Origin of the sequence: Microcoleus sp. BROC3 (genome assembly GCF_036702515.1) — a bacterium.
In the GTDB taxonomy this organism is placed as follows: Bacteria; Cyanobacteriota; Cyanobacteriia; order Cyanobacteriales; family Microcoleaceae; genus Microcoleus.
In genome coordinates this window covers 148,382-170,835 of sequence record NZ_JAUBTQ010000004.1, presented here as the reverse complement: position 1 = coordinate 170,835, position 22,454 = coordinate 148,382, and the positions used below count along the sequence as shown (strand labels likewise).

Here is a 22,454-nt window from a genome sequence, read left to right as displayed (position 1 = left end):
ACGGATTGTTTGTGTTCCCAAACATCGATCGTTCCCTAGCTGTTGGGTGTCGCCTAATCATATTTCCCACCTCCGCGAGTTTGCATGAAGACAGAAGCTTTCAGTGAGCTATTCCCTCTATTTAAGGGTGCTAACCCAGAAACCTTGGGAGGGCTGCTATCAAATGCCGTCAAGCATGAGTATCCCCCGGGCCGAGCTGTGGTGATGGAGGATTCTTGGGGCAACGCGATTTACTTTGTCGTGTCTGGCTGGGTAAAAGTCCGCCGCTTGTCAAACGATCGAGCTGTATCAATGGCTATTTTAGGACGGGGTGCCTTCTTCGGCGAAATGGCCATTCTTGACGAATCTCCCCGATCGAATGACGTACTTGCTCTCTCCTCGGTGCGGCTGCTCAGCGTCACAGCTCAGCGATTTATCCAAACCCTGTTTAAAGACCCGCAATTGCACCACCGGATGCTGCAACTGATGGTACGGCGGCTGCGCCAAACCAATCTCCGATATCAACTCCGCAACCGCCAGCCAGCGGTTAAACTAGCAAATACTTTAGTCGAGCTGGCAGAAAACTACGGTCAGAAAACTGCTGAGGGCAAAGATATCTTCAATATCCCTTATGAAGACTTAGCTGATGTCACAGATATCACCCTAGATGAAACCAGCAAAATTATGGAAAAACTCGATAGTAAAGGTTGGATCAAAATCGATCCAGACCGCCAAACTATCCATTTGATCAACCTCAAGCACTTGATTAATTTGGCAAGTCAATGACAGATGTTACTTGTTTGGATACCTCGTCTGCTGCCGGCAACCGTGAGGGGCAACTAACAGCACCGACAATTCAATATTCGGTGGCGATGCCCAATCCTGAATCCCACTTGTTTGAAGTGACTTTGCGCGTGCAAGGTTGGTCGGAGCCGGTTCTGGATTTAAAAATGCCTGTCTGGACTCCCGGTTCTTATTTAATTCGAGAGTACGCCCGCCACCTGCAAGATTTTAGAGCCCAGGCGGGCGATCGAGCTTTACCTTGGCGCAAGAAAAGCAAAAATCACTGGCAAATCGAAACTAATTCGGTGTCAGATGTCACGGTTTTCTACCGCATTTTTGCCAACGAACTGACAGTGCGAACCAATCATTTAGACTCGACTCACGGTTATTTCAATCCGGCGGCTTTGTGCTTTTTCTTGCCCGGTTTTGAGCGCAACTGCTACACCGTGACAGTTGTGCCACCGCAGCCGGAATGGCGCACCGTTACTACTTTGCCACCTGTTTCCGGCCAAAATCTTACTTTCGCTGCTGCGGATTTTGATACCCTTGTCGATAGTCCTTTTGAGATTGGCTGTCACGACGTATACGATTTTGAAGTGATGGGAAAACTCCACCAGCTAGTTGTTTGGGGAAAAGGCAATTTAGAACCGGAACGGGCGATTCGAGACATCCAAAAAGTGATCGAAGTCGAGGCAAAAATGTTCGGCGGTTTGCCTTACGAACGCTATGTATTTTTCCTGCATTTGTCCGGATCGGGTTTTGGTGGTTTGGAACACAAGGAGTGCTGCACTCTCAACTATCCGCGTTTTAGTTTTCGGGCTAAGGAAAAGTACGAACGCTTTATTCAGTTGGTGGCTCACGAGTTTTTTCACCTCTGGAATGTCAAGCGCATTCGACCGAAAGCTCTGGAAGTATTTGACTACGAAAAAGAGAACTACACTCCTTCTTTATGGTTTTCTGAAGGCACGACCAGTTATTACGATTTGGTGATTCCTTTTCGAGCTGGTCTCTACAGCGTCAAAGGTTATTTCCAATGTATGGCTAAGGAAATCACTCGCTTGCAGACGACTCCGGGGCGGAGCGTGCAGCCTGTCAGCGAGTCGAGCTGGGATGCTTGGATTAAACTTTATCGCAGGGATGCTAACAGCGACAATTCGCAGATTTCCTATTATTTGAAAGGGGAAGTTGTTTCGTTTTTGCTCGATTTGTTGATTCGAGCCAGACACGGCAACGATCGCTCGCTCGACGATGTGATGCGTTTGATGTGGCAGCAGTTTGGCAATGCTAATTCGGCCCAAAACGGCGATTTTGACCTGAAGTCGGAAACAGACGCCAAGCCGGCGCATCTGACATCCAACGGAGAGTTAAATTCTCCTTCGCTGCCGGCAGAAATAGGCTTTACTCCCGAAGAGTTGCAAAGTGCGATCGAGTCCGTCGCCGGCATCGATTTGAGCGACTTTTTCGCCCGCTATATAGACGGCACAGAAGAGTTGCCTTACAACAAATATCTCGAACCTTTCGGGCTGCAAATTTGGGTAGATGAAACTGACCGAACGCCTCGCATCGGTTGGACGTTGGGAGCCGAAAACGGGCGGGAAATGGTTAAATTTGTCGAAATAGGCTCTCCGGCACAATTGGCGGGAATTGACGCTGGGGACGAGTTGCTGGCGATCGAAGGTTTTCGGGTAAATGCAGAACAAGCGGGCGAGAGACTAAAAGATTATCAGCCGGGGGACACAATAGAGGTGACGGTTTTTCACCAAGACGAACTGCGGACTTGTCGCGTTACTCTCGCCCCGCCGCGACCTGGCCGTTACTCGATCGTGCCGCTGGAACAGCCCACTGCTATTCAGAAACAAAACTTTACTGGATGGCTGGGAGTTCCTTTATCGAAATTGTGACATAAATGGAGGAGAAGGGGAAAGAAAAGACAAGAAGGAATCAGGCTCAATTCCAATTCCCAATTCCCAATTCCCAATTCCCAATTCCCAATTACCCATTTTGATTATGCAAACCCCACCTCCTCCATCAATTACGCCCCGCCAGATGAATCTGCTGAGAATTGTTGCCTCGATGGCTTGGGCTGACGGCGAACTCGCGACAGAAGAAGTTAATTTAATGCTCGATCGCTTTTGCGGTTTGTTTGCCCCAGATACCGACGGACAACAAATGCAACAAGAACTGCGGGATTACATCATGCAAAATATCCCCCTTGACGAGTTGATCGGGCAACTAGAAACTCAAGAGGAAAGGGAATTAGTCTTGCAACTCGGCTATGAAGTGATTTCATCTAGTTCTCGCACTCCCGACGAACCCAAAATTAACGCTGAAGAAGCCGCAGCTTATCAAAAATTAGTGCAGTTGCTGAATCTTCCAGAGGATACTGTCAAGCGTATTGAAGCAGAAGTATCGCCGGGAGATACTTCGGATGGAATTGTGGAGAAGCTGGCTAAAAAATTAGAAAAGTTCATCAAAGGCTAGTTCGCCACTTGCGCGCGCTTGGCTTAGAAACCCGGTTGATTCCTAGATTTCTCGTTACTAAACCTGGAATTTTTCGTAGAAACCGGGAATAAGCCCCCCATGCGTAAATCTTGTTAGGTAAGTATCGGAATAATATTTTTCTGAGTGCAACTCTTTACAACTAAAGCTGAAGGGAAATAAACCGGGTTGTGACTCCCAATTTCATACGATGTAGTAACAAAAAAGCACGGGGAAGTTCAGAATATTTTTCATCCCCGGGAACAGTAACAGAATTGGCGATCGCCCTGGACGTGCCCAGCATTCCCCTTAACTATAATTAGGGACTTAGGCAAAGCCTAAATCCCTAATTGAGCTACCGATTTTTGGCGATGATTAAAGTTAACCCAACCCCTGATTAGTGCGGTAACTTGCTGAGGGCGTGCCAAGTTCTGTAGCCGACAATTCCATCTTGCGGTAAAGCCTTGCTGATTTGCAATTGTCGCACTGCTACATCTGTCATCGCCCCGAAGAATCCGTCAATCGCACCGAAATAGTATCCATTGATTTTCAAGACATTCTGAACAATTTTAACAGCATTACCAGAACTGCCCTTCATAACGATCGGCATATTCACAGGTGCACCAGAGTATAGTGCTTCCCAAGTGGTAGGGCCGACAATCCCATCTTCTTTTAAAAAGACGCGGTGTTGATAGCCTTTGACGGCGTTTTGAACTTGGACGCCGAAAATACCGTCAATCGGCCCGAAATAATAAGCCCAATGATATAGAAGCTGTTGTAGTTCCTTGACAGCTTGACCTGTTGAACCCATTTGTAAAGTGGGTTTGTTTACTCCCGTGGTTTCAGCAAATGCAAGAGTTGATTGAGAAGTAGTATCGGCGACAAGAGCCATAGTTTCATTGTTCAAGCTTCTTTCTTCGGTGTACATAATGTGGTTCCTCTCAACATTTAAGTTTTGGTGTTTGATATTTCAGGTATAACTGGTGGGATTTGTGAGTGAACAGTCACTTTTTCGAGTGTCACTCGTTTGAGTTACCCGTTGGTTTGTCGTAAGGAATGCAAGTCGTAAGATTTTTAAGAGGAATTCCGTTGTCACTACAAACCAACGGGTAAGGTGCGCGGTGCGCACCCTACAAAATACAAAGGTGCGCACCGCGCACCCTACCAACTACTGTTGATTGTTTACTAAGGATCGCGAATTAAATAACTTACAATTTTAACTGTTATTGTGGGATGGGCGTCCCGCCCGTCTTTTTTGGACGGGCGGGACGCCCATCCCACTTTCAAGAGTGGAAGTTATTTAATTCTCATTCCTAAGCAAATTCTCGCAAAGCTGGAATTAAATACTGCGTCAAAGTAAAGGCATCTACTCCTAATTCCGTCCGTTCTTTGGCAGCGATGATTCCGGCTTGAGCGTGCCACCAAACTGCTGTTGCAGCAACTGATTTGGGGGGGGAATTGCGGGCGATCGCAGTTGCTAACAGTCCCCCTAACAAGCCTGTGAGAACGTCGCCGCTGCCGCCTCTGGCGAGGGCTGGGGTGCTTTCGGGATTGAGGTAGGTGATGATACGTGAAGCGTAGCTATCCCGTAGGGAATCGCCCTCATCCTTCCAACTTATGCAAACTCTCGCTCCTTTGAGCAATATCGTTGCGCCACAAAGCTGAGCTGCTGCTTGAGTTGCCGCAATTCGATCCTCGCCGGTTTCGTCGGCTAATTCGGGAAATAAACGCTTGAATTCGCCCGGGTGAGGCGTGATAATTGTCAGTGCTGAGCGTTCGGACAAAATCGGGACTGTGCCGAGTTGAGCGAGGATATTTAAACCGTCAGCATCTAAAACCAGAGGCCGATCGCTCTCCAGTAAAGATTCTACAGCTATTGCCGCTTCCAATGTCAGACCTGGCCCTGCCGCGATCGCATCATAGAGGCCCAAATCAATTGCTACTGGCAACTCGCTAATTGCACCGCTTTGGGTTTCGGGACATCCTATAACTAATGCCTCTGGCAACTGGCTGCTCAACATCGGTTTAATCGACTCAGGAACAGCGATTGAGAGCATTCCGATGCCGCTTGCTCTTGCTCCCAATGCTGCCAAAATTGCTGCTCCGCTGTAGCGGCGGGAACCTGCAATAATTAGTATGTTACCGTTGGTGTATTTGTGCGAAATTGGCGATCGGGGTAACGGCAAATGCTGAGTTGCCGAGGCTTTTGTAATGCGTTGTATTGCTGGCGTTTCACCCAATATTGCTGCAATATCTGCTGCGGGAATATCAAAATCAATTAATTCTGAACTTCCGATATATTCTAACGCTCTATCTTGCAGAAATGCCATTTTCCACAAACCCAAACATAATGTATGTTTTGCCCGGATTGCCATTCCCAAAACTTCTCCGGTATCTGTGTGAATTCCGGAGGGAATGTCTATACTAAAAACGGGGATGTTTAAATTATTTATTTCGTCAATAGCTGCGGCCGTAGCGTTATTAATTTCTCGTTCTAATCCAAACCCAAATAAACCATCTACGAGCCAATCGCAGTTTTTCAGCGGTTCAATTTTGTCAACAAATCGAATATTTAAAGAACGCGCATAATCAGCGTGATTTTTTGTGAGTTCTTTTAGTTTAGAAAACGGGCAGTAAATAACTACTTGGAACCCTTGAAAGTGCAATTCGCGGGCAACAACCAAAGCATCGCCGCCGTTGTGTCCCGGCCCAACCAATACGCCGATAACTGGCAATTGAGAATTAACAAGATTTTTCCCTTCTTCCCTTTTCCTTCTATCCGTTAAATCCCGTACACTGCTAGTTGCCGAATTTCCTTCCACCTTCAAAAGCTCCTGAATGCGTCTAGCAATCAGTCCCGCGACTTTTTCCATTAAAGCTGCTACTGGCATTCCAGCGGCAAAGATTCTGGTTTCTATTTGCCGCATTTGGTCGGCGGTGACAACAAATTTTTGAATAGTCATATTAGTGCTAAAATTTCAGCTAACAGCAGCAGTGGCAAGTTGTAGTATCTTTGTGGTATAATAAATTAGCTCGATCGAACTAACTCACAGTAAAATAGCAATTTCTCTCCAACCATGAACAAGATTGTTGTAGGCCTCTCCGGCGGGGTCGATAGTTCCGCAGCAGCCGCAATTTTACACCATCAGGGATATGAAGTGGTGGGTTTAACGCTGTGGTTGATGAAGGGCAAAGGTCAGTGCTGCTCTGAGGGAATGGTCGATGCAGCTAAAATTTGCGAAGATTTGGGCGTTCCCCACCACATTGTTGACAGCCGCGAGGTCTTTCAGGCAAGTATTGTGGATTATTTGGTGGAGGGTTACAGTGCAGGAATTACGCCTCTGCCTTGTTCGCAGTGCAATAAAACTGTGAAGTTCGGGCCAATGCTCAAGTATGCTCGCGAAGAACTCGGAATTGAAAAAATCGCTACAGGGCACTACGCTCGGATTAGTTACGATGCTGCTACAGGTCGCTATCAGTTGCTGCGGGCGATCGACCCTGCGAAAGATCAGTCTTATTTCTTGTACGATCTAACACAGGATTTGTTGGCGGGTACGGAGTTTCCTTTGGGGGAAATTACCAAGACAGAAACTCGCAGAATTGCGGCGGAATTTGGCTTGACAACTGCTGATAAGCCGGAAAGTCAGGATTTGTGCTTGGTGGAAAGTAACGGTTCGATGCGGGCTTTTCTGGACAAGTACATTGCGCCGCAAAAGGGTGACATTGTGGACAAGTCAGGACGGGTGCTCGGACAGCACGACGGCGTGCACCACTACACCATCGGCCAGCGGAAGGGACTCGGGATTGCTGCACCGGAACCGCTGTACGTGATTGAACTCGATGCTGCTGGCAATCGGGTAATTGTGGGCGATCGACAGTTGGCAGTAGAATCTGAATGTACAGTCCAGAAAGTCAATTGGGTTTCTGTGGCCGAGCCGATGGCTCCGATTCGGGCTCAGGTACAGATTCGATATCGATCGCACCCCGTCCCGGCTACAATTATTCCTGTGGAACCCTCCCAAGCACAGGAAAAAGCCGGCAGTACAAGAGTTAAGTTGATTTTTGACGAACCGCAGTTGAGCATTACCCCCGGACAAGCGGCTGTTTGGTATGACGGAGACGTGCTCTTGGGCGGCGGCATCATCGAAAGAAACCAACTCCCAAATTAAGGCAAGGGGCGGGCTAGAAGCCCACCCCACAAGAAACCACCCACAAAAAAACTCACTCTTTGTGGAACAGGCATCTTGCCTGTTTGCAATCCCCACCCACAAAAAAACTCACTCTTTGTGGAACAGGCATCTTGCCTGTTTGCGATCGCCACCCACAAAAAAACTCACTCTTTGTGGAACAGGCATCTTGCCTGTTCCAAAAGGAAGTTTATTTTTGATTTCACAGGCTCAAATTTACCTAACTAACTTTCTTTTCCAAGCGCAACACATTTCCCCTAGCATTAGTGCGGTAAACCCAAGTTTTGCTGCCATCAGAAACCACAACCCGCCAACCTTCGACAATCATTTGACCGCAAATTTCATCAGCTTTTGCGAGTCCTAAACAAGTATTTGACCAACTTTGTCTGCTCGATTCAGTTACTTTCAACTTGTCAGCAGCAATGCCAGTGGAGCGCGACAAGTTTTGGCGAACTGCTGCTGCTACGGTTGCGGGCAATTGGTTCGGGCGATTTTGGCGCGTACCCTCGGCCAAATTGCCCGGTTCGGAAATTAGACTATTGAGTGCCAATACCGAATAGCTGATTTTTTGGGGCATCGCGGCAGCGGAAAATTGCTGCGCGATTTGCTGCGGTTGGCTTTCCAACTGGCTGAGGGAATGTTTGAGAGCGCCCGCGTTAGCTGCTGCGGTGTGTCTTAGCGCCGGATACATTTCCCAGGCCAGAATTCCTGTCAGCACCAAAGCCAATATTAAAGGATTGGGCTGCTTTTGGTCTCGGTTTTGATTGTTTTGAGAGTTATTTTTGGAGATTCGTTTCATCATATGCCCTCTGCCTCACTTTACACAATGCGCGATCGCTCCTGAACACTCAACTGCAGATACTTATGTAGACACTGTTGCTGGTGCTGTTAGTTCCTTTGGACAGAACCGACTTGACTGCTGGTGCGGCGCAAGTATTTTCTACTCGCAGCAGGCAGTTGTGTTTCAGGAAACTTGTACTACCCAGTTATTACTTAATTTTTACTATTAGTCTCGGGGTATTAAAAAAAATTTATGCTTAAGTAAATATTCTTAAAAGCATCTAATTCAGGCAGAGAATCTCAGTACAAAGGACTATTCATCGTTCCAAAACTCCTAAAGGTGTTTTAGACTGTGGGAGGCAAGCTGAGCCGACTCTATCAAAGGGATGCCGCACAATCTATTGCCACAGGACAGGAACGCATTAGAAATTAAGCCAGCTATTGCTGATTAATTGTACCATTCGGGTTTTCAAGAGCGATCGTCCCCGAAACTACTTTAGTAGCAAACGCTACTTTTTTTGTACAATATTGTTGAAATCTCTCGATTATGAACAGAAAATCTCTGGGAATCCATTTAATGAATCGGCTGAGCTATCCTCAAAAATTTACCTTAATCGGTTTTCTATTTGCAATACCGTTAACCTTGGTCATGTACTTGCTGATTTCCGAAATTAATAGCCGGGTTAATTTTACCCAAAAAGAAATTTACGGTAATGAATACCTGCGCTCCCTCCGCCAGTTGAGGGAATACATACCGAAACTTCAACTCTTAAATTATCAGCCTTTAAATACAAATTTAAGCCTACCAGATACGAGAGCAGATTTAGAAGCTAAGATAGACGCGAACTTTCAATCCCTGCTAAATACCCAGCGCCAGCTCGGAAACATATTAATCTTAAGTAAAAATTTTAATAAAATTCATCAAGATTGGCAAAACTTTAAACTTTGCCGCCGCCAGTGGAGTTTAGAAACGTACGATTTTGTATATCAACGTTTAGCTGGCGACATTGATAGACTGAGCGCTAGCGTCGGGGATACTTCAAATCTGATTTCCGACCCGGATTTGGATACCTATTACTTGATGAATGCTACTTTGCTGAAGCTTCCCGAGATGGAAAAAATCTTGTCACAAATTAGACTAATTTCTCAAAAAATTAGCGTGCGTTCCGATGCCACACCAGAGGAAAGAGCGGAACTAATTACTCTTTCGAGCCGATTGAGAGAAATCAATGAGGGTTTGGCGATTAATATGGAAATAGCATTTAGCAATAATCCTCAGGGCAATCTGCGACCGAAATTAACACAGGATTTTAAAAATTTTAACTCTCTTGTTAAGCAGCTAACTAACCAACTAGATCGAACAATATATCAAACTGTATCGCTAAAATATTACGCCTATATCACGGCGAGCAATTTGGCATTAAATGCAAGTTTTCAACTCGGGGACAAAACTGTAAATGAGTTAGATTTTCTTCTTCAACACCGGATCGATGTTTTTGTTAACAGAAGACAATTTATTTGTATTTTAGTGTTAATAATATTAGTTATCGTATTTTATCTATTTTTGTCTTTTTACAGAGCAGTTATGCAAACTGTATTTGTTCTTGACGAAACCTCAAAAAAGATGGCAAGCGGCAATTTAGACCACAAAATTATTTTAGATAACAGAGACGAACTGGGGCAAGTTGTAGGTGCGTTTAACAAGATTGCCGATGCCTTAGTTAGTGCAAATCAAGAAATTACTGTTCTTAACGATCGCCTAAAAGCTGAAAATGTGCGAATGAGCGCCGAACTAGACGTTACTCGCAAGATTCAGCAGATGCTGCTGCCGAAAGACCGAGAACTCAAGGAAGTTATCGGCTTAGATATTGCGGGATTTATGGAAGCTGCTGAGGAAGTTGGCGGCGACTATTACGACGTACTCCAGCACAAAGGTAGAGTGAAAATTGGCATTGGCGACGTGACCGGACATGGATTGGAGAGCGGCGTTTTAATGATTATGGTGCAAACGGCAGTACGAACTTTGCTCGCCTACAACGAACTCGATCCGGTGAGATTTTTAAGCGCTATTAACAGTGTAATTTACGGTAACGTGCAGCGGATGAAATCAGACAAAAACGCTAGCCTTGCCTTGCTAGACTATGAGGAGGGGATGCTGAAGTTGAGCGGCCAGCACGAAGAAATGATTGTTGTGCGGTCTAGCGGTTGTGTAGAACGGTTTGATACGATCGATTTGGGTTTCCCGATCGGCTTGGATGCAGATATTGCTGAATTTGTTGCTGAAAAAATTGTGCATTTGCATTCAGGAGATGTGGTAGTGCTGTACACTGACGGGATTACGGAAGCTGAAAATATGGAGAAAGTGCTTTACGGTTTAGAGCGGTTAATTGAGGTAGTACAGATTAATTGGCAGCGAACGGCCGCAGAAATCAGGCACGCTGTAATTAAGGACGTGCGATCGCACATCGGCGAACAAAAAGTTTTTGATGACATCACATTGCTGGTACTCAAACAAAAATAACTACTTGAATATCCCTCCTCAAGTTTAAAATATATTAATTGATATTCCTAAACTCAAACTTTACCTCTCACATCGATATGATTCAGATTTTAGGCGATTTCATCGAGCAGCCAGCTAGCCAAGAATACTTAATAATTGGATTTTCTCCTAGTTCGGTTCCCCTCAAGCAGCGGTGGCGGAACAACGGTTTATCGGCGGATTTTCTGGCTGACTACTTGACGACTTTTTTTCCGGGCAATGAAGACGACCCCTCGACCATGGAAAGACAAGCTGAAATAAAAAGCGCTGTTAGCTACATTGCTAACGAGTTATTAGAAAATGCGATGAAGTTTAACGATCAAACCTCGGAGTACCCGATCGACATTAAACTGCACTTAGAGAGCGACCGAGTGATTTTCTCAGTTGCTAACAGCATCACTCCGCAAGCTGTGGGCAAGTTTCAGGCTTACATTCAGCAGTTGCTGACCTGTGAGCCGAGCGAGCTTTACATTCAGCAGTTGGAAAAAAATGCTACTGAGGAAAGCTTTACCGATTCAGGATTGGGGTTGCTGACCATGCTCAGCGATTATACTGCCAAAATCGGCTGGAAGTTCAAAACCGTGCAAAAAGACCCCGAAGTAATTGCGGTGACAACTATGGTGCAATTGAGAGTATAAGCAACGCTGGCGATCGATAATATCTAAAGGACTTTTTTGGCTGCAATGGAAATTAAGACACAAGATTACCGGATCTGTTACGATCCAGCAACGACAACCGTGAGCTTTGTTGGCTCTCTAAGGCTTAGCGGGTCTGCGGAGTACGCGCCAATAGTGCAGTTGCTGGGCGAGGTGGCAGACGTGGAACCGACGAAAATTACCCTCAATTTGCAGCAGTTAGAATTTTTGAACAGTTCTGGCATAAATATGCTGTCGAAGTTTATTATCGAGGTGCGCAAAAAAGCGGGGGTGCAAATGGCGGTACAAGGCTCTCAAGGCATAGCTTGGCAAGGTAAATCTTTGAAGAATTTGCAGCGCCTGATGCCGGGATTGCAGTTGGAATTAGTATAGATACACGATTACTTTTATGGTGCAGGCTGTAGAGCAATTTTCTGTTAGTAGAGGCGCAAATTCTCGGGTTATGCTGGAAGAAAAACCATCTAGAGAACAGCTACTTTTAGAGATAGAAAGATTGCGCCAGCAAGTGGAAGACTTGAAGGAGCAAAAAGCGGATCTGGAAATCTTGCTGGAAACTACGGCTGAACATTCCGATACGGTTGAAACCGAGTTGCGCTATCGGGCATTGGAGGCAGTGCGAGAAGGCGAAATCAAGCTGGCTCAATTTCTGGAAGCGATTCCGGTAGGCGTCGCCGTACTCGATGCTCAAGGCCAACCTTACTACGTCAATCACGCCGGAGAGCAGTTACTCGGTCAAGGGGTTTTGCCCTTAAAAGCAGTTGAGGATTTGTCAGAAAGTTATCAAATTTATATTGCGGGAACTGATACTATTTACCCTTGTGAGGATTTGCCGATTGTCCGAGCATTGAGGGGCGAAAACGCGACGGCTGAGGATCTGGAAATTCATCAACCAGACAAGAAAATTCCCCTTGAGATTTGGGGAACGCCAATTTTTGACGAGGGTGGCAAAGTTGCTTTTGCGATCGCAGTTTTTCAAGATGTCACGGAACGCAAAGAAGCTGAAGCCGACCGCCATTTATTTATTAAGAAACTATTTGACCTCAACCAAAATTTAGAAAAATCCCTGGATGCCGAATCAGAGTTAACTGATGCCTACGGTAGATTTGTGCCGCACCAATTTCTCAACTTGTTGGGATATGAAAGTATTATAGATGTCAACTTAGGCGACCAAGTACAGCAGGAAATGTCGGTGCTGTTTGCTGATATCCGCGACTTCACGGCGCTTTCAGAAACTATGACGCCGCAACAAAATTTTAATTTTATCAATGCTTACCTTTCGCGGATGGAGCCTGCTATTACTAGCAATAACGGCTTTATTGACAAATACATCGGCGATGCAATTATGGCTCTGTTTAGCGACTGTGCAGATGATGCAGTGAAAGCGGGTATTGCGATGCTAAATATCCTGACTGATTACAACGAACACCGTCAAAAAGTCGGCTACATCCCGATTCAAATTGGCATTGGCATCAATTCGGGTTCTTTGATGCTAGGGACAGTCGGGGGTAACAGCCGGATGGACAGCACTGTGATTAGCGATGCTGTTAATTTGGCATCTCGCATTGAAGGATTGACCAAAGATTACTGCGTACCTCTGTTAATTTCTCAGCAGACTTTGGAACGGTTGCGAAATCCGGCCGATTATGCTATTCGGATTGTGGATAAAGTACAGGTAAAAGGAAAATCTCAATATGTCGTAGTCTATGAGGTATTTGATGCCGATCCGCCGGAAATTATGTCGGCAAAGCTAGCAAATTTGCGCGTATATAATGAAGCTATGTTACTGTGCGATCGCAAGGAGTTCCGAGAAGCGGGAAAATTGTTTGAGGAATGTTTGCGGACAAATCCGAGCGATCGGGTAGCTCGCATTTACCTGAAACGCTGTCGGGATTGGCGATCGCTACTCAAAGGAATTTAGTTGATTGTAGATTGTAGATTTGAGATTTGAGATTTGAGATTTGAGATTTACTCCACAGATGAATCTATGAGATTGAAGTTGGGCCTAAAATTTTGAGCTGCTTGCGACTCCTGTCGGAAAGCAAGTATCCATTTTTGATATGAGTCATGAATCATGACTCATATCAAATCCGGTTAAATCAGAATAATATAACAGTCGCCAAGGCTGTTAGGAAAGATACTAGAGATAGTCCCTCGTCTTAATAGCGTTCAATCCCCTCACGGCCAAACCATACAGTTACGATCGGCGTCACAAATTCATCCCGGGCCACAGAGCTTTCTGCGATGAATAAAACAGAAGCCTGTCGCGTGTTTAAAATCAGCCACAACACGATCGACAATCGAGCTTTTGGGTACAAACCAGAGACTTTCAACAAAAGCCGAATCGTCCCCGCTAAGGGACAGGCGTTTATAAGCTGAACCGTTTATATGTTCCAGCCGCGACAACTAAAACCTATCTTGAGAGAGATGACTGACCTCCAAGGTCTATCAAAAGTGTAAAATATAAACAGCTTTATACCCGTGATTTGTGATGCCTCTCAAAATAGAACGGCTGAGGGCGGAACAACCAGCGATCGGAAATTTGGTGCGAGAACTGCGGCCAGCGCTGAACCTGTCTCAGAAAAAGTTGGCGGATGAATTAGGGACGACCTTTGCCACGATTAATCGTTGGGCAAATGGACACGCTACGCCTTCTGGCTTGGCACTCAAGCAAATTTAGATATTGCTTGAGTTAGGTAATTCGCCAGATGCAACGCTTCGCGAATGCAGTAAGGCGCTGCGAGCAAGATATTTTTCGGATAAGGAGTACAAAGGGTGAGTTTACAGGGAATCAACAGCATTTTCAGAGATATTCGACTACTTCCCTATGGTGTGGCGACACTCTCCGTGGCACTGGCACTGACGCTAACCCAATCGCTTTTACCGTGGATCTACCCAACCACGACGCCCCTGTTTTTCATCGCGGTGATAGTGAGTTCCTGGTATGGCAGTTTTGGGGCTGGGTTGCTGGCAACAATTTTATCCACGCTGGCAATCAACTATTTTTTTATTGAGCCGTTCTATTCCTTACAAATAGTTAATATAGAGACAATTCTTCGGCTGGGTATGTTTTCGATCGCGGCAGGATTGATCGCTTCACTCAATCTATCGTGGCGCACTGCTATAAAAAACGCGAAAGCAGCCTTGCAAACTTTACAGGAGGCAATGGAACTAGAACAAAAGGTGCAGGGCGAAGCAGCACAAGCTGCGGCGACTGCGGCAAAAGAACAGCTAGAAACGGTACTTTCTAGCATCAACGATGGGTTTTACATCCTCGATCGCGATTGGCGTTACACCTATGCCAACGATCGCTACTGTGAAATGGTTGGAATGCCGCGGTCAGCGATTCTGGGTCAGAACGTTTGGGAGCTATTTCCGGCGGCAGTTGACACCGCTGCTTACGTGCAGTTTCATCGGGCAATGCGCGAACAAACGCCGCTCCAGTTTGATTATCTGTACTCCCCTTGGAACGGTTGGCATGACTATCGAATTTACCCTTCGCCCAGTGGACTGACCGTTTTGCTTGCTGACATTACCGATCGCAAGCAGGGAGAACTCCTCCTGGTCGAGCAGAAACGACTGCTGGAGTCGATCGCATTCGGGCAGCCACTCGACGACTGTCTGGCAGCCCTGTGTGACTCAGTATCCAGGCTGAATCCGGGTACCCGCGCCTGCTTCCTGCTAGCCGATGCTCAGCGGCTGACGTTCAAGATCTCGATTACTCCAGACTTTCCACCGTCTTTTGGTGAAGGACTCAAGGATGCTCCGATTAACGATTTGTGCATTGGAACCTGCGGCGAAGCAGTGTATTGCGGTCAGCCCGTGACCTGTGCCGACATTGCCAACGACGATCGCTGGTCGCAAGCATGGCGAAATTTATGCGTGGCTCATGGCATTCTAGCCTGTCATTCTCAGCCCGCGCTCGGGCAGGACAATCTAGCTCTGGGGTCGCTGATGCTTTGCTTTAGCGAGGCGCGCAGGCCGACGGATTGGGAATATAAACTCGCCGAGTTCGGCACCCAAGTTGCCAGCATCGCCTTCGAGCGCGATCGATCGTTCCAGGCGTTGCGCGAGAGCGAAGAACAGCTCCGATTTGCTTGCGAAGGCGGCAATTTTGGTTTGTGGTATTGGAATATAGAAACAGACACGCTGAGTTTTACGGATAGAGCCAAAGCGATGTTTGGTTTACCCGTCAATACAGCAATGTCGGTGCAGGTGTTTTTAGAAGCCGTGCATCACGACGATCGCCCGTTCGTTCACACCGTCCTCACTGAGCTAAAAGCGAATCAAGCGCATACTGAAATAGAGTATCGGACGCTGTGGGCAGATGGCACCGTTCGTTGGATTTTGGCAAAGGGCGATTGCGCCTACAACGCTGATGGCATCATAATTTCGACGCGGGGCGTATTCATCGACATCAGCGATCGCAAACAAGCCGAAGAAGCGTTGCGTCAAAGCGAAGAGCAGAGTCGGAACATTCTGGAGAGCATTGATGATGGATTCTTTTCCCTGGATGAGAATTGGCGTTTCACTTACCTGAATCGGTCAGGCAGAATTCTGCTAGACCGCACTTCGGGCGATCTGATTGGAAAGAATTTGTGGGAAGAATTCCCAGGACTCGATGGCAGCGAGTTTGAGCGGGTTTATCGGCGCGTAGCAAACGAGCGCGCGGCTTTGTCTGTTACCGCGTTTTATCCCGATCACGATCGGTGGTATGACGTTCGCACCTACCCTGCCGCGAACGGGATTACCATTTATTTCCGAAATGTCACCGATCGAAAACTGGCCGAGGAGGTATTGCAACAACGAGAAGCAGAACTTCGTTTAGTCACCAATGCCGTGCCTGCGTTGATTTCCTTTGTAGACTCAGACCAACGCTACCGCTTCCACAATCGAGCATACGAAGAATGGTTTGGATCTGTGGCAAAGGAAATCTACGGCAAGCATCTCCGAGAGGTTTTAGGCGAAACTGGTTATGAAGCAATTCGTCCTTATGTTGAGCAAGTCTTGGCAGGACAGGAACTGACCTTTGAAAGCCAAATTGCCTACAAAGATGGTGGAACCCGTTATGTCAATGCGACCTATGTTCCCCGCTTCAACAGCCAGGGAAAGGTTGAAGGGTTTGTAGCACTGGTCAACGATATCACCGATCGCAAACAAGCCGAAGCCACACTACGGGAGAGTGAGGAACGGTTTCGGCTGATGGCAGATGCTGCCCCTGTGCTGATTTGGATGGCTGGCACCGATAAACTCTGTAATTACTTCAACCTCCCGTGGCTAAACTTTACCGGACGGACGATCGAGCAAGAAAGGGACAATGGTTGGACAGAAGGAGTCCACCCCGACGACCTCGATCGGTGTTTAGACACCTATGTGACTGCCTTTGATGCCCGTCAACCGTTCAAGATGGAATATCGCTTGAAACGCTTTGATGGCATATACCGTTGGATTATGGATGAAGCTGTTCCTCGGTACGGATTGGAAGGTGAGTTCTTGGGCTACATCGGCTCCTGTGTTGATATTGAAGACCACAAACAAGCTGAGGAAGCCCTGCGCCAGAGTGAATCCCGCCTCCGTCTGATCTTTGAAAGCGCCAAAGATTATGCGATCTTCACCCTCGACCTTAACGGGGCGATCGCTAGTTGGAACTCAGGGGCAGAGCGGCTGTTGGGCTATACCGAGACAGAAGCAATTGGTTGCCCGAGTCGGATGATCTTCACACCAGAAGATAACGAACAAGGACAAGCCGAGTATGAGATGCAAAAAGCTCTAACACAAGGACGCTCAGAAGACGAACGCTGGCACGTCCGCAAAGATGGAAATCGCTTTTGGGCGAGTGGATTGATGATGCCCCTGCTTAATGAAGCGGATTGTCCGCAGGGATTTGTCAAAATTATGCAGGACAAGACCGCACAACGGCAAGCAAGCGAGCGACTGCAATTGCTTTATGAAACTACCCGCGATCTGTTGAAGACAGAACAGCCTCTGGCTTTGATGCACGCGCTATTCCGCAAACTTTCAGTGCAACTCGATCTGCATTGTTACTACAACTTCATGGTGGAAGAAAAAGACAACCGCCCGATGCTGCATTTGAGAAACTATGATGGCATCTCTGAAGAAAGGGCGCAGGCGATCGCCTGGATCGAATTAGGTGAATATCTCTGTGGATTGGTTGCCCAAACGCAGCAGCAACTTGTCTTGAATCAAGCCCAACTTTCCACTCATCCAAATGCTAAAGCCCTCTGTGAACTGGGCATGACGGCTTACGTGGGTCAACCGTTAATCGCTCAAGGGCGGTTATTAGGAACGCTCTCATTTGCCAGTCTGACTCGGACGCACTTTACCCCTGCAGAAATCGAGCTGCTGGGATCGACCTGTGACCAAATCGCGATCGCTCTGGAACGGGCAAACCTGAACGATTCGCTCCAGCAGCAAGCGGAACAGCTAAAACAAGCAAATCGCATCAAGGATGAGTTTTTAGCGGTACTGTCCCATGAATTGCGATCGCCCCTCAATCCCATCCTGGGGTGGTCAAAGCTGCTGCAAACTGGCAAGCTGGATGCGGCAAAAACTGCACAGGCGTTAGCGACGATCGAACGGAACGCCAAGCTGCAAACTGAACTGATTGAAGATTTGCTCGATGTCTCGAAAATTCTCCAAGGCAAGCTCAGTCTTAATATTCGTGCAGTCGATTTAGCTTTAACCGTGGAATCGGCGATCGAAACTGTCAATTTGGCTGCAGTTGCCAAATCCATTGATATTCGGACTGTGTTAGATCCTCAGATCGGACAGATTTTGGGGGATTCGGGCCGTTTGCAGCAGATTGTCTGGAATCTTGTTTCCAATGCGGTCAAATTCACCTCAGCCGGGGGGCGCGTTGAGGTGCGCTTAACTCGTGTTGGCAATCACGCTCAAATTACGGTGGCGGATACAGGGATTGGCATCGCACGGGAGTTTTTACCCTACGTGTTTGACTACTTCCGGCAAAAAGATGGGGCTACAACCCGCAAGTTTGGTGGCTTGGGATTGGGGCTGGCGATCGTGCGGCATCTAGTCGAACTGCACGGTGGCACCGTTGGGGCAGAGAGCCAGGGTGAAGGGCTAGGAGCTACCTTTACTGTAAGACTGCCCCTATCAGGGAAGGTAAAGGGACAAGAAAACTCTCTTGCAGGACTTTCGGAACGATCGACTGCGGATGAACCGTTATCCGGGATGCGGATACTGGTTGTAGATGATGAGCCGGATATGCGAGACTTGATTTCCTTTTCACTAGAAGAGGCAGGTGCAGAGGTAGTGACTGTTGCTGTCGCTCCAGAAGCCCTCACAGCGCTGGCTAGGTTCCAGCCAGATGTCTTGTTGAGCGACATTGGAATGCCGGGGATGGATGGCTATATGCTGTTGCGGCAAGTGCGAGCCCTGCCGCCAGAACGGGGTGGGCTGATTCCCGCGATCGCCCTGACTGCCTATGCCGGAGAGTTTAATCAACAGCAAGCTTTGCAAGCTGGATTTCAACGACATCTGGCAAAGCCGATCGAACCGGATGAATTAATTAAGACGATCGCCGCACTTCTTAGCAAAAATACTCATGGCCCAGCCAGCTATAAAAATTGAGCCGAAGGAGTTCAAACCTATCGAACATCACCAAGCTTTTAAGTTGCTGTGGTTAGGCAGCGATATTTGTATTACAGGAAAATCTACCAATAAATCCGGTTTCTAGTCTAACAGTGCGTAAGTCCTGATAATATAATCAATAATTTGGAGTGTCAAAAAAAGACGATGAAAATTAACAAGCAGCAGCCTAGAATACATATAAAACCTTCAGTGATTAAAGCGATAGCTCTCTTCTTTCTGTGCTGCTTGTTAACTGCAAGTTGCGGACAGGGGGCACGTCGATCGGTGAATGCGAGCGGCGAAAATGCTAATAACCGCGTTACTATTGGCACAACCTTGAAATTGCGGACGATCGACCCTGCGGACGGTTACGAAACCTTATCAGGACAATTGCTGCGCAATTTGGGCGACACTCTCTACACTTACAAGTCGGGAACTACTGAGTTAATCCCCCACTTAGCAACAGCAATGCCAAAAGTTAGCCAAGATGGATTGACATATACAATCCCCTTGCGTCAAGGCGTTATTTTTCACGACGACACACCGTTTAACGCCGCAGCAATGGAATTTTCCTTGCAACGGTTTATCAAAAATGGCGGCAGTCCGGCTTTGTTGTTGAGCGATGCAGTAGAATCGGTGAAAGCGACCGGCGAATACGAATTAACTTTTCAACTCAAAAAGCCTTTTGCTGCTTTTCCTTCCCTGTTGACATTTTCCGGTATGTGTGCCGTTTCTCCGAAAGCTTACGAGATTGGGCAGGGTAAATTTGAACCCGATAAGTTTGTGGGAACTGGACGTTACAAGCTGGCGAAGTACGGCAGCGATTCTCTCAAGTTTGACGTGTTTGACAAGTATTGGGGGGAAAAGCCGGTCAATCAAGGAATTGACATTTTGCTGCTTTCTAGTTCGTCAAATTTGTTCAATACTTTTCAGACGGGTGCGATCGATGTGGCTTATTTGTCTCTGGATGCAGACCAAGTTCGCAGCTTGGACGAGGGAGCAAAAAAAGGGAAATGGCAGGAAATCGTGGGGGAAAGCAGTACGGTTAATTACATGACGCTGAATATGCAGTCTAAACCGCTGGACAAGTTAGAAGTGAGACAGGCGATCGCAGCAGTAATGGATCGCCCCTTGATTAACGAGCGCGTACTGCAGGGACAAGCACAACCGCTTTACAGTCTGATTCCCACAACCTTGGACGTTCAAAAACCGGTTTTCAAAGAACTGTACGGCGACGCCAACACGGCAAAAGCCAAGGAACTTTTAACGAAAGCGGGATACTCTGCCACAAATCCTTTTGTTCTGCCAATTTGGTATGCTTCGGCTTCCAGAAAAAGAGCTTTAGTCGCAAGTACGATCGAGGCCCAAACTAAACTAAAAATGGACGGGATAATGCAGGTAGAAATTAACAGCGTTGAATCTCCGACTTTGTTTCAAAACATAGAGAAGGGCATTTATCCAGCGGTTTTAGTGGACTGGTCCGCCGACTTTTTTGACGCTGACAATTACATTCAGCCGTTTTTAGATTGTGCCACAGGTTCGGAGGCTGGGGGCTGCTCCAAGGGTGCAAGTCAAAGTCAGGGTTCGTTTTATTATAGCGATCGGGTAAATCAACTGATCGACAAGGAGCGCAAAGAAACAAACCCTCAAACCCGCAAAGCCCTGTTTGCCGAAATTCAAGATATATTGGGTCAAGATGTACCTTTCGTCCCTCTTTGGCAGGATAAGGACTACACCTTTGCTCAGAAAAATGTTACCGGCGTCCGTTTAGAACCGACGCAATCTTTTCCTTTTTGGTTCCTGAAAAAGCAATAATTCTTTACAATAATTGGCGGGAGTTTAAACGTCAATTATTATTGCATATTTTGTGCACAACAGGGTGATGATTGTCACAGTTTCTCAAAGAGCCCGATCACCCAACCCTCTCAAACAATGTGGGATATTATTAAAGAGGGATATTGCTGAGGGTAAGTATATGAAACTTGGAATTTTAACAACAACAGGGCTGCTGATTGCGATCGGTTGTGCCTCGGGAGTAAAAGCAGAAAATGTATCACAAGTCAAGCAACTATTAGAAACTAAAAAATGTAGCAAATGTGACTTGACAGGAGCGCAGCTTGCTGGTATGAATCTGAGCGGAGCAGATTTGAGCGGTGCGAATTTGAACGGTGCAAATTTGAACGGTGCAAATTTGAACGAAGCCAAATTGAACGAAGCAAATCTGAAACAAGCTAAATTGCAAGGTGCGAGTTTAATTGGGGCTAAATTGCACGGTGCCAATTTGGAGGGTGCTGATTTGAGCCGCGCTAATCTGAGTCTGGCGGGTTTAGTGATTGCCAGTTTGAAAAATAGCAACCTCACCAGCGCTAATTTAATCGGCGCTAATTTAGAAAGTGCCGATTTGGGGGGTGCAAACCTGAGAAATGCTCGCCAGTCTGTAGCGAATTTAGCTAATGTCAGCCTCAGAGGTGGCACTTTGTCGGGCATAGACGTACAGGGAGTCAATTTGCGGGATGCAAATTTGACCAATGCAAATTTGAACGGTGCTAATTTGAACGGTTCCGACTTGACAGGTGCTAATTTAAAGAATGCCAATATGGCAAATGTAGATTTGAAAAACGCTTCTTTGCCGTAGGACGATCGCCAATTGTTATATCAAATTCTGGTGCTTAACAAGCTTAATATAATATAATGTAGGGGCAATTCTGAAATGGCCCCTACAGTTTTATTTAAGTGTAGGATTTATCTCGTTTTCGATCGCTGTGTGGGTCAATCGATTTGAGATTTGAGATTTTAGATTTGAGATTTTAGATTTGACCCGACGGATAAATTCGGGGGGGCAAGTTTCATCGGATACAGGTTTTTGATTTCTGGACGGATGAATCCGGGGGCTTGTATCCTGGATGCTTGATTGTCATTGCTCGGTGTGGGAAACTTTTCGCTGGCACCTGCGATTGCTTCATAATTATGATGTGATGTCAGATCAATCTTCCTCGCGAGCATCTTGGGCGAAGCGGATAATGTCATCATCGCCGAGGTATTCACCATTTTGGATTTCAATCATCACCAGGGGAATAACGCCTGGATTTTCTACGCGGTGAGCAGTATTCATGGGAACGTAGGTTGACTGTTTCTGCATGAGAATCGTCTCTTTGTCGTCGCAGATAACTTTAGCGGTACCGGAGACGACAACCCAGTGCTCGCTGCGGTGATAGTGCATTTGGGTGCTGATGTGATGCCCCGGCTTGACTTCAATGCGATTGATCTTATAACGATCGCCCGCGTCTATGACTGTAACTTGACCCCAGTAGCGGGTTTGTGTGCGATCGTCAATTTTTTCGATTGTGTCCACTGTTTCCACCATCCTGTTTATCTCGCCAACGGTGTTTGCAAAAATAGCTGTAGTTCAAAGTATAACAGGGATAGGGTAAGTGCGATCGATTT

The 22,454-nt window shown here is 46.8% G+C and carries 17 protein-coding genes; 12 read left to right on the top strand and 5 right to left on the bottom strand.

The window, feature by feature from the left end:
• The first annotated feature begins 84 nt into the window (after positions 1 to 84).
• From QUB30_RS04110 to QUB30_RS04100, 3 genes are all read left to right on the top strand, one after another.
• Positions 85 to 765, top strand: coding sequence for a Crp/Fnr family transcriptional regulator (locus QUB30_RS04110; protein ID WP_333329451.1), 681 nt, complete (start codon positions 85 to 87; stop codon positions 763 to 765).
• The gene (locus QUB30_RS04105) at positions 762 to 2,663 is read left to right on the top strand and encodes a M61 family metallopeptidase (protein ID WP_333329448.1); all 1,902 of its coding nucleotides are present in this window, start codon (positions 762 to 764) and stop codon (positions 2,661 to 2,663) included. Before QUB30_RS04110 ends, QUB30_RS04105 begins: the two co-directional genes overlap by 4 nt.
• 106 nt (positions 2,664 to 2,769) lie before the next feature.
• Positions 2,770 to 3,243 carry a TerB family tellurite resistance protein gene (locus QUB30_RS04100; protein WP_333329445.1) on the top strand — a complete coding sequence of 158 codons (474 nt, stop codon included), beginning with the start codon at positions 2,770 to 2,772 and terminating at the stop codon, positions 3,241 to 3,243.
• A 394-nt stretch (positions 3,244 to 3,637) separates the two neighbouring features.
• On the opposite strand, the gene QUB30_RS04095 is transcribed toward QUB30_RS04100, so the two are convergent.
• Positions 3,638 to 4,168, bottom strand: coding sequence for a peptidoglycan-binding protein (locus QUB30_RS04095; protein ID WP_333236033.1), 531 nt, complete (start codon positions 4,166 to 4,168; stop codon positions 3,638 to 3,640).
• Positions 4,169 to 4,553: 385 nt separating this feature from the next.
• The gene (locus QUB30_RS04090) at positions 4,554 to 6,203 is read right to left on the bottom strand and encodes an NAD(P)H-hydrate dehydratase (protein ID WP_333329442.1); all 1,650 of its coding nucleotides are present in this window, start codon (positions 6,201 to 6,203) and stop codon (positions 4,554 to 4,556) included.
• A 114-nt stretch (positions 6,204 to 6,317) separates the two neighbouring features.
• Between QUB30_RS04090 and mnmA the strand changes: the two genes are divergently transcribed.
• Positions 6,318 to 7,409, top strand: a complete 1,092-nt coding sequence (gene mnmA, locus QUB30_RS04085) for a tRNA 2-thiouridine(34) synthase MnmA (protein ID WP_333329439.1) — start codon at positions 6,318 to 6,320, stop codon at positions 7,407 to 7,409.
• A 238-nt stretch (positions 7,410 to 7,647) separates the two neighbouring features.
• Here the strand turns inward: mnmA and QUB30_RS04080 are convergent, their stop codons facing one another.
• Positions 7,648 to 8,229: a hypothetical protein gene (locus QUB30_RS04080; protein ID WP_333329437.1), complete on the bottom strand. Its 582-nt coding sequence runs from the start codon at positions 8,227 to 8,229 to the stop codon at positions 7,648 to 7,650.
• A gap of 525 nt (positions 8,230 to 8,754) precedes the next feature.
• Here QUB30_RS04080 and QUB30_RS04075 point away from each other — a divergent pair.
• The 4 genes from QUB30_RS04075 to QUB30_RS04060 all read left to right on the top strand — a co-directional run bounded on the left by QUB30_RS04075 (position 8,755) and on the right by QUB30_RS04060 (position 13,320).
• The gene (locus QUB30_RS04075; RefSeq protein WP_333329434.1) at positions 8,755 to 10,728 is read left to right on the top strand and encodes a PP2C family protein-serine/threonine phosphatase; all 1,974 of its coding nucleotides are present in this window, start codon (positions 8,755 to 8,757) and stop codon (positions 10,726 to 10,728) included.
• A gap of 77 nt (positions 10,729 to 10,805) precedes the next feature.
• Positions 10,806 to 11,384, top strand: a complete 579-nt coding sequence (locus tag QUB30_RS04070) for a DUF6272 family protein (protein WP_333329431.1) — start codon at positions 10,806 to 10,808, stop codon at positions 11,382 to 11,384.
• A gap of 45 nt (positions 11,385 to 11,429) precedes the next feature.
• Positions 11,430 to 11,774, top strand: a complete 345-nt coding sequence (locus QUB30_RS04065) for a slr1659 superfamily regulator (protein WP_333329429.1) — start codon at positions 11,430 to 11,432, stop codon at positions 11,772 to 11,774.
• A 70-nt stretch (positions 11,775 to 11,844) separates the two neighbouring features.
• Complete coding sequence (locus tag QUB30_RS04060) at positions 11,845 to 13,320, top strand: adenylate/guanylate cyclase domain-containing protein (RefSeq protein ID WP_333329425.1); 1,476 nt, start codon at positions 11,845 to 11,847, stop codon at positions 13,318 to 13,320.
• Between the two features lie 238 nt (positions 13,321 to 13,558).
• Here the strand turns inward: QUB30_RS04060 and QUB30_RS04055 are convergent, their stop codons facing one another.
• Entirely contained in the window at positions 13,559 to 13,735 is a 177-nt protein-coding gene (locus QUB30_RS04055) for a hypothetical protein (protein WP_333329422.1), read from the bottom strand.
• Positions 13,736 to 13,890: 155 nt separating this feature from the next.
• Here QUB30_RS04055 and QUB30_RS04050 point away from each other — a divergent pair, with 155 nt between their 5' ends.
• From QUB30_RS04050 to QUB30_RS04035, 4 genes are all read left to right on the top strand, one after another.
• Positions 13,891 to 14,079, top strand: a complete 189-nt coding sequence (locus QUB30_RS04050; RefSeq protein WP_333329419.1) for a helix-turn-helix transcriptional regulator — start codon at positions 13,891 to 13,893, stop codon at positions 14,077 to 14,079.
• Positions 14,080 to 14,174: 95 nt separating this feature from the next.
• Complete coding sequence (locus QUB30_RS04045) at positions 14,175 to 19,010, top strand: PAS domain S-box protein (RefSeq protein ID WP_333329416.1); 4,836 nt, start codon at positions 14,175 to 14,177, stop codon at positions 19,008 to 19,010.
• 165 nt (positions 19,011 to 19,175) lie between these two features.
• A complete protein-coding gene (locus QUB30_RS04040; protein WP_333329414.1) occupies positions 19,176 to 20,825 on the top strand; it encodes an ABC transporter substrate-binding protein in 1,650 nt (549 codons plus the stop codon).
• A gap of 160 nt (positions 20,826 to 20,985) precedes the next feature.
• A complete protein-coding gene (locus QUB30_RS04035) occupies positions 20,986 to 21,645 on the top strand; it encodes a pentapeptide repeat-containing protein (RefSeq protein WP_333329411.1) in 660 nt (219 codons plus the stop codon).
• 348 nt (positions 21,646 to 21,993) lie between these two features.
• Here QUB30_RS04035 and QUB30_RS04030 read toward each other — a convergent pair whose 3' ends face one another.
• Positions 21,994 to 22,374 (bottom strand): cupin domain-containing protein, encoded by a 381-nt coding sequence (locus QUB30_RS04030; RefSeq protein WP_445300464.1) that lies wholly within the window; start codon positions 22,372 to 22,374, stop codon positions 21,994 to 21,996.
• Positions 22,375 to 22,454 lie beyond the last annotated feature (80 nt).

What these genes read in the sequence shown, in the direction of transcription:
- QUB30_RS04110 (WP_333329451.1), top strand. Translation starts at nt 85, where the DNA reads ATGAAGACAGAAGCTTTCAGTGAGCTATTCCCTCTATTTAAGGGTGCT.
- QUB30_RS04105 (WP_333329448.1), top strand. Translation starts at nt 762, where the DNA reads ATGACAGATGTTACTTGTTTGGATACCTCGTCTGCTGCCGGCAACCGT.
- QUB30_RS04100 (WP_333329445.1), top strand. Translation starts at nt 2,770, where the DNA reads ATGCAAACCCCACCTCCTCCATCAATTACGCCCCGCCAGATGAATCTG.
- QUB30_RS04095 (WP_333236033.1), bottom strand. Translation starts at nt 4,168, where the DNA reads ATGTACACCGAAGAAAGAAGCTTGAACAATGAAACTATGGCTCTTGTC.
- QUB30_RS04090 (WP_333329442.1), bottom strand. Translation starts at nt 6,203, where the DNA reads ATGACTATTCAAAAATTTGTTGTCACCGCCGACCAAATGCGGCAAATA.
- mnmA (WP_333329439.1), top strand. Translation starts at nt 6,318, where the DNA reads ATGAACAAGATTGTTGTAGGCCTCTCCGGCGGGGTCGATAGTTCCGCA.
- QUB30_RS04080 (WP_333329437.1), bottom strand. Translation starts at nt 8,229, where the DNA reads ATGATGAAACGAATCTCCAAAAATAACTCTCAAAACAATCAAAACCGA.
- QUB30_RS04075 (WP_333329434.1), top strand. Translation starts at nt 8,755, where the DNA reads ATGAACAGAAAATCTCTGGGAATCCATTTAATGAATCGGCTGAGCTAT.
- QUB30_RS04070 (WP_333329431.1), top strand. Translation starts at nt 10,806, where the DNA reads ATGATTCAGATTTTAGGCGATTTCATCGAGCAGCCAGCTAGCCAAGAA.
- QUB30_RS04065 (WP_333329429.1), top strand. Translation starts at nt 11,430, where the DNA reads ATGGAAATTAAGACACAAGATTACCGGATCTGTTACGATCCAGCAACG.
- QUB30_RS04060 (WP_333329425.1), top strand. Translation starts at nt 11,845, where the DNA reads ATGCTGGAAGAAAAACCATCTAGAGAACAGCTACTTTTAGAGATAGAA.
- QUB30_RS04050 (WP_333329419.1), top strand. Translation starts at nt 13,891, where the DNA reads ATGCCTCTCAAAATAGAACGGCTGAGGGCGGAACAACCAGCGATCGGA.
- QUB30_RS04040 (WP_333329414.1), top strand. Translation starts at nt 19,176, where the DNA reads ATGAAAATTAACAAGCAGCAGCCTAGAATACATATAAAACCTTCAGTG.
- QUB30_RS04035 (WP_333329411.1), top strand. Translation starts at nt 20,986, where the DNA reads ATGAAACTTGGAATTTTAACAACAACAGGGCTGCTGATTGCGATCGGT.
- QUB30_RS04030 (WP_445300464.1), bottom strand. Translation starts at nt 22,374, where the DNA reads ATGGTGGAAACAGTGGACACAATCGAAAAAATTGACGATCGCACACAA.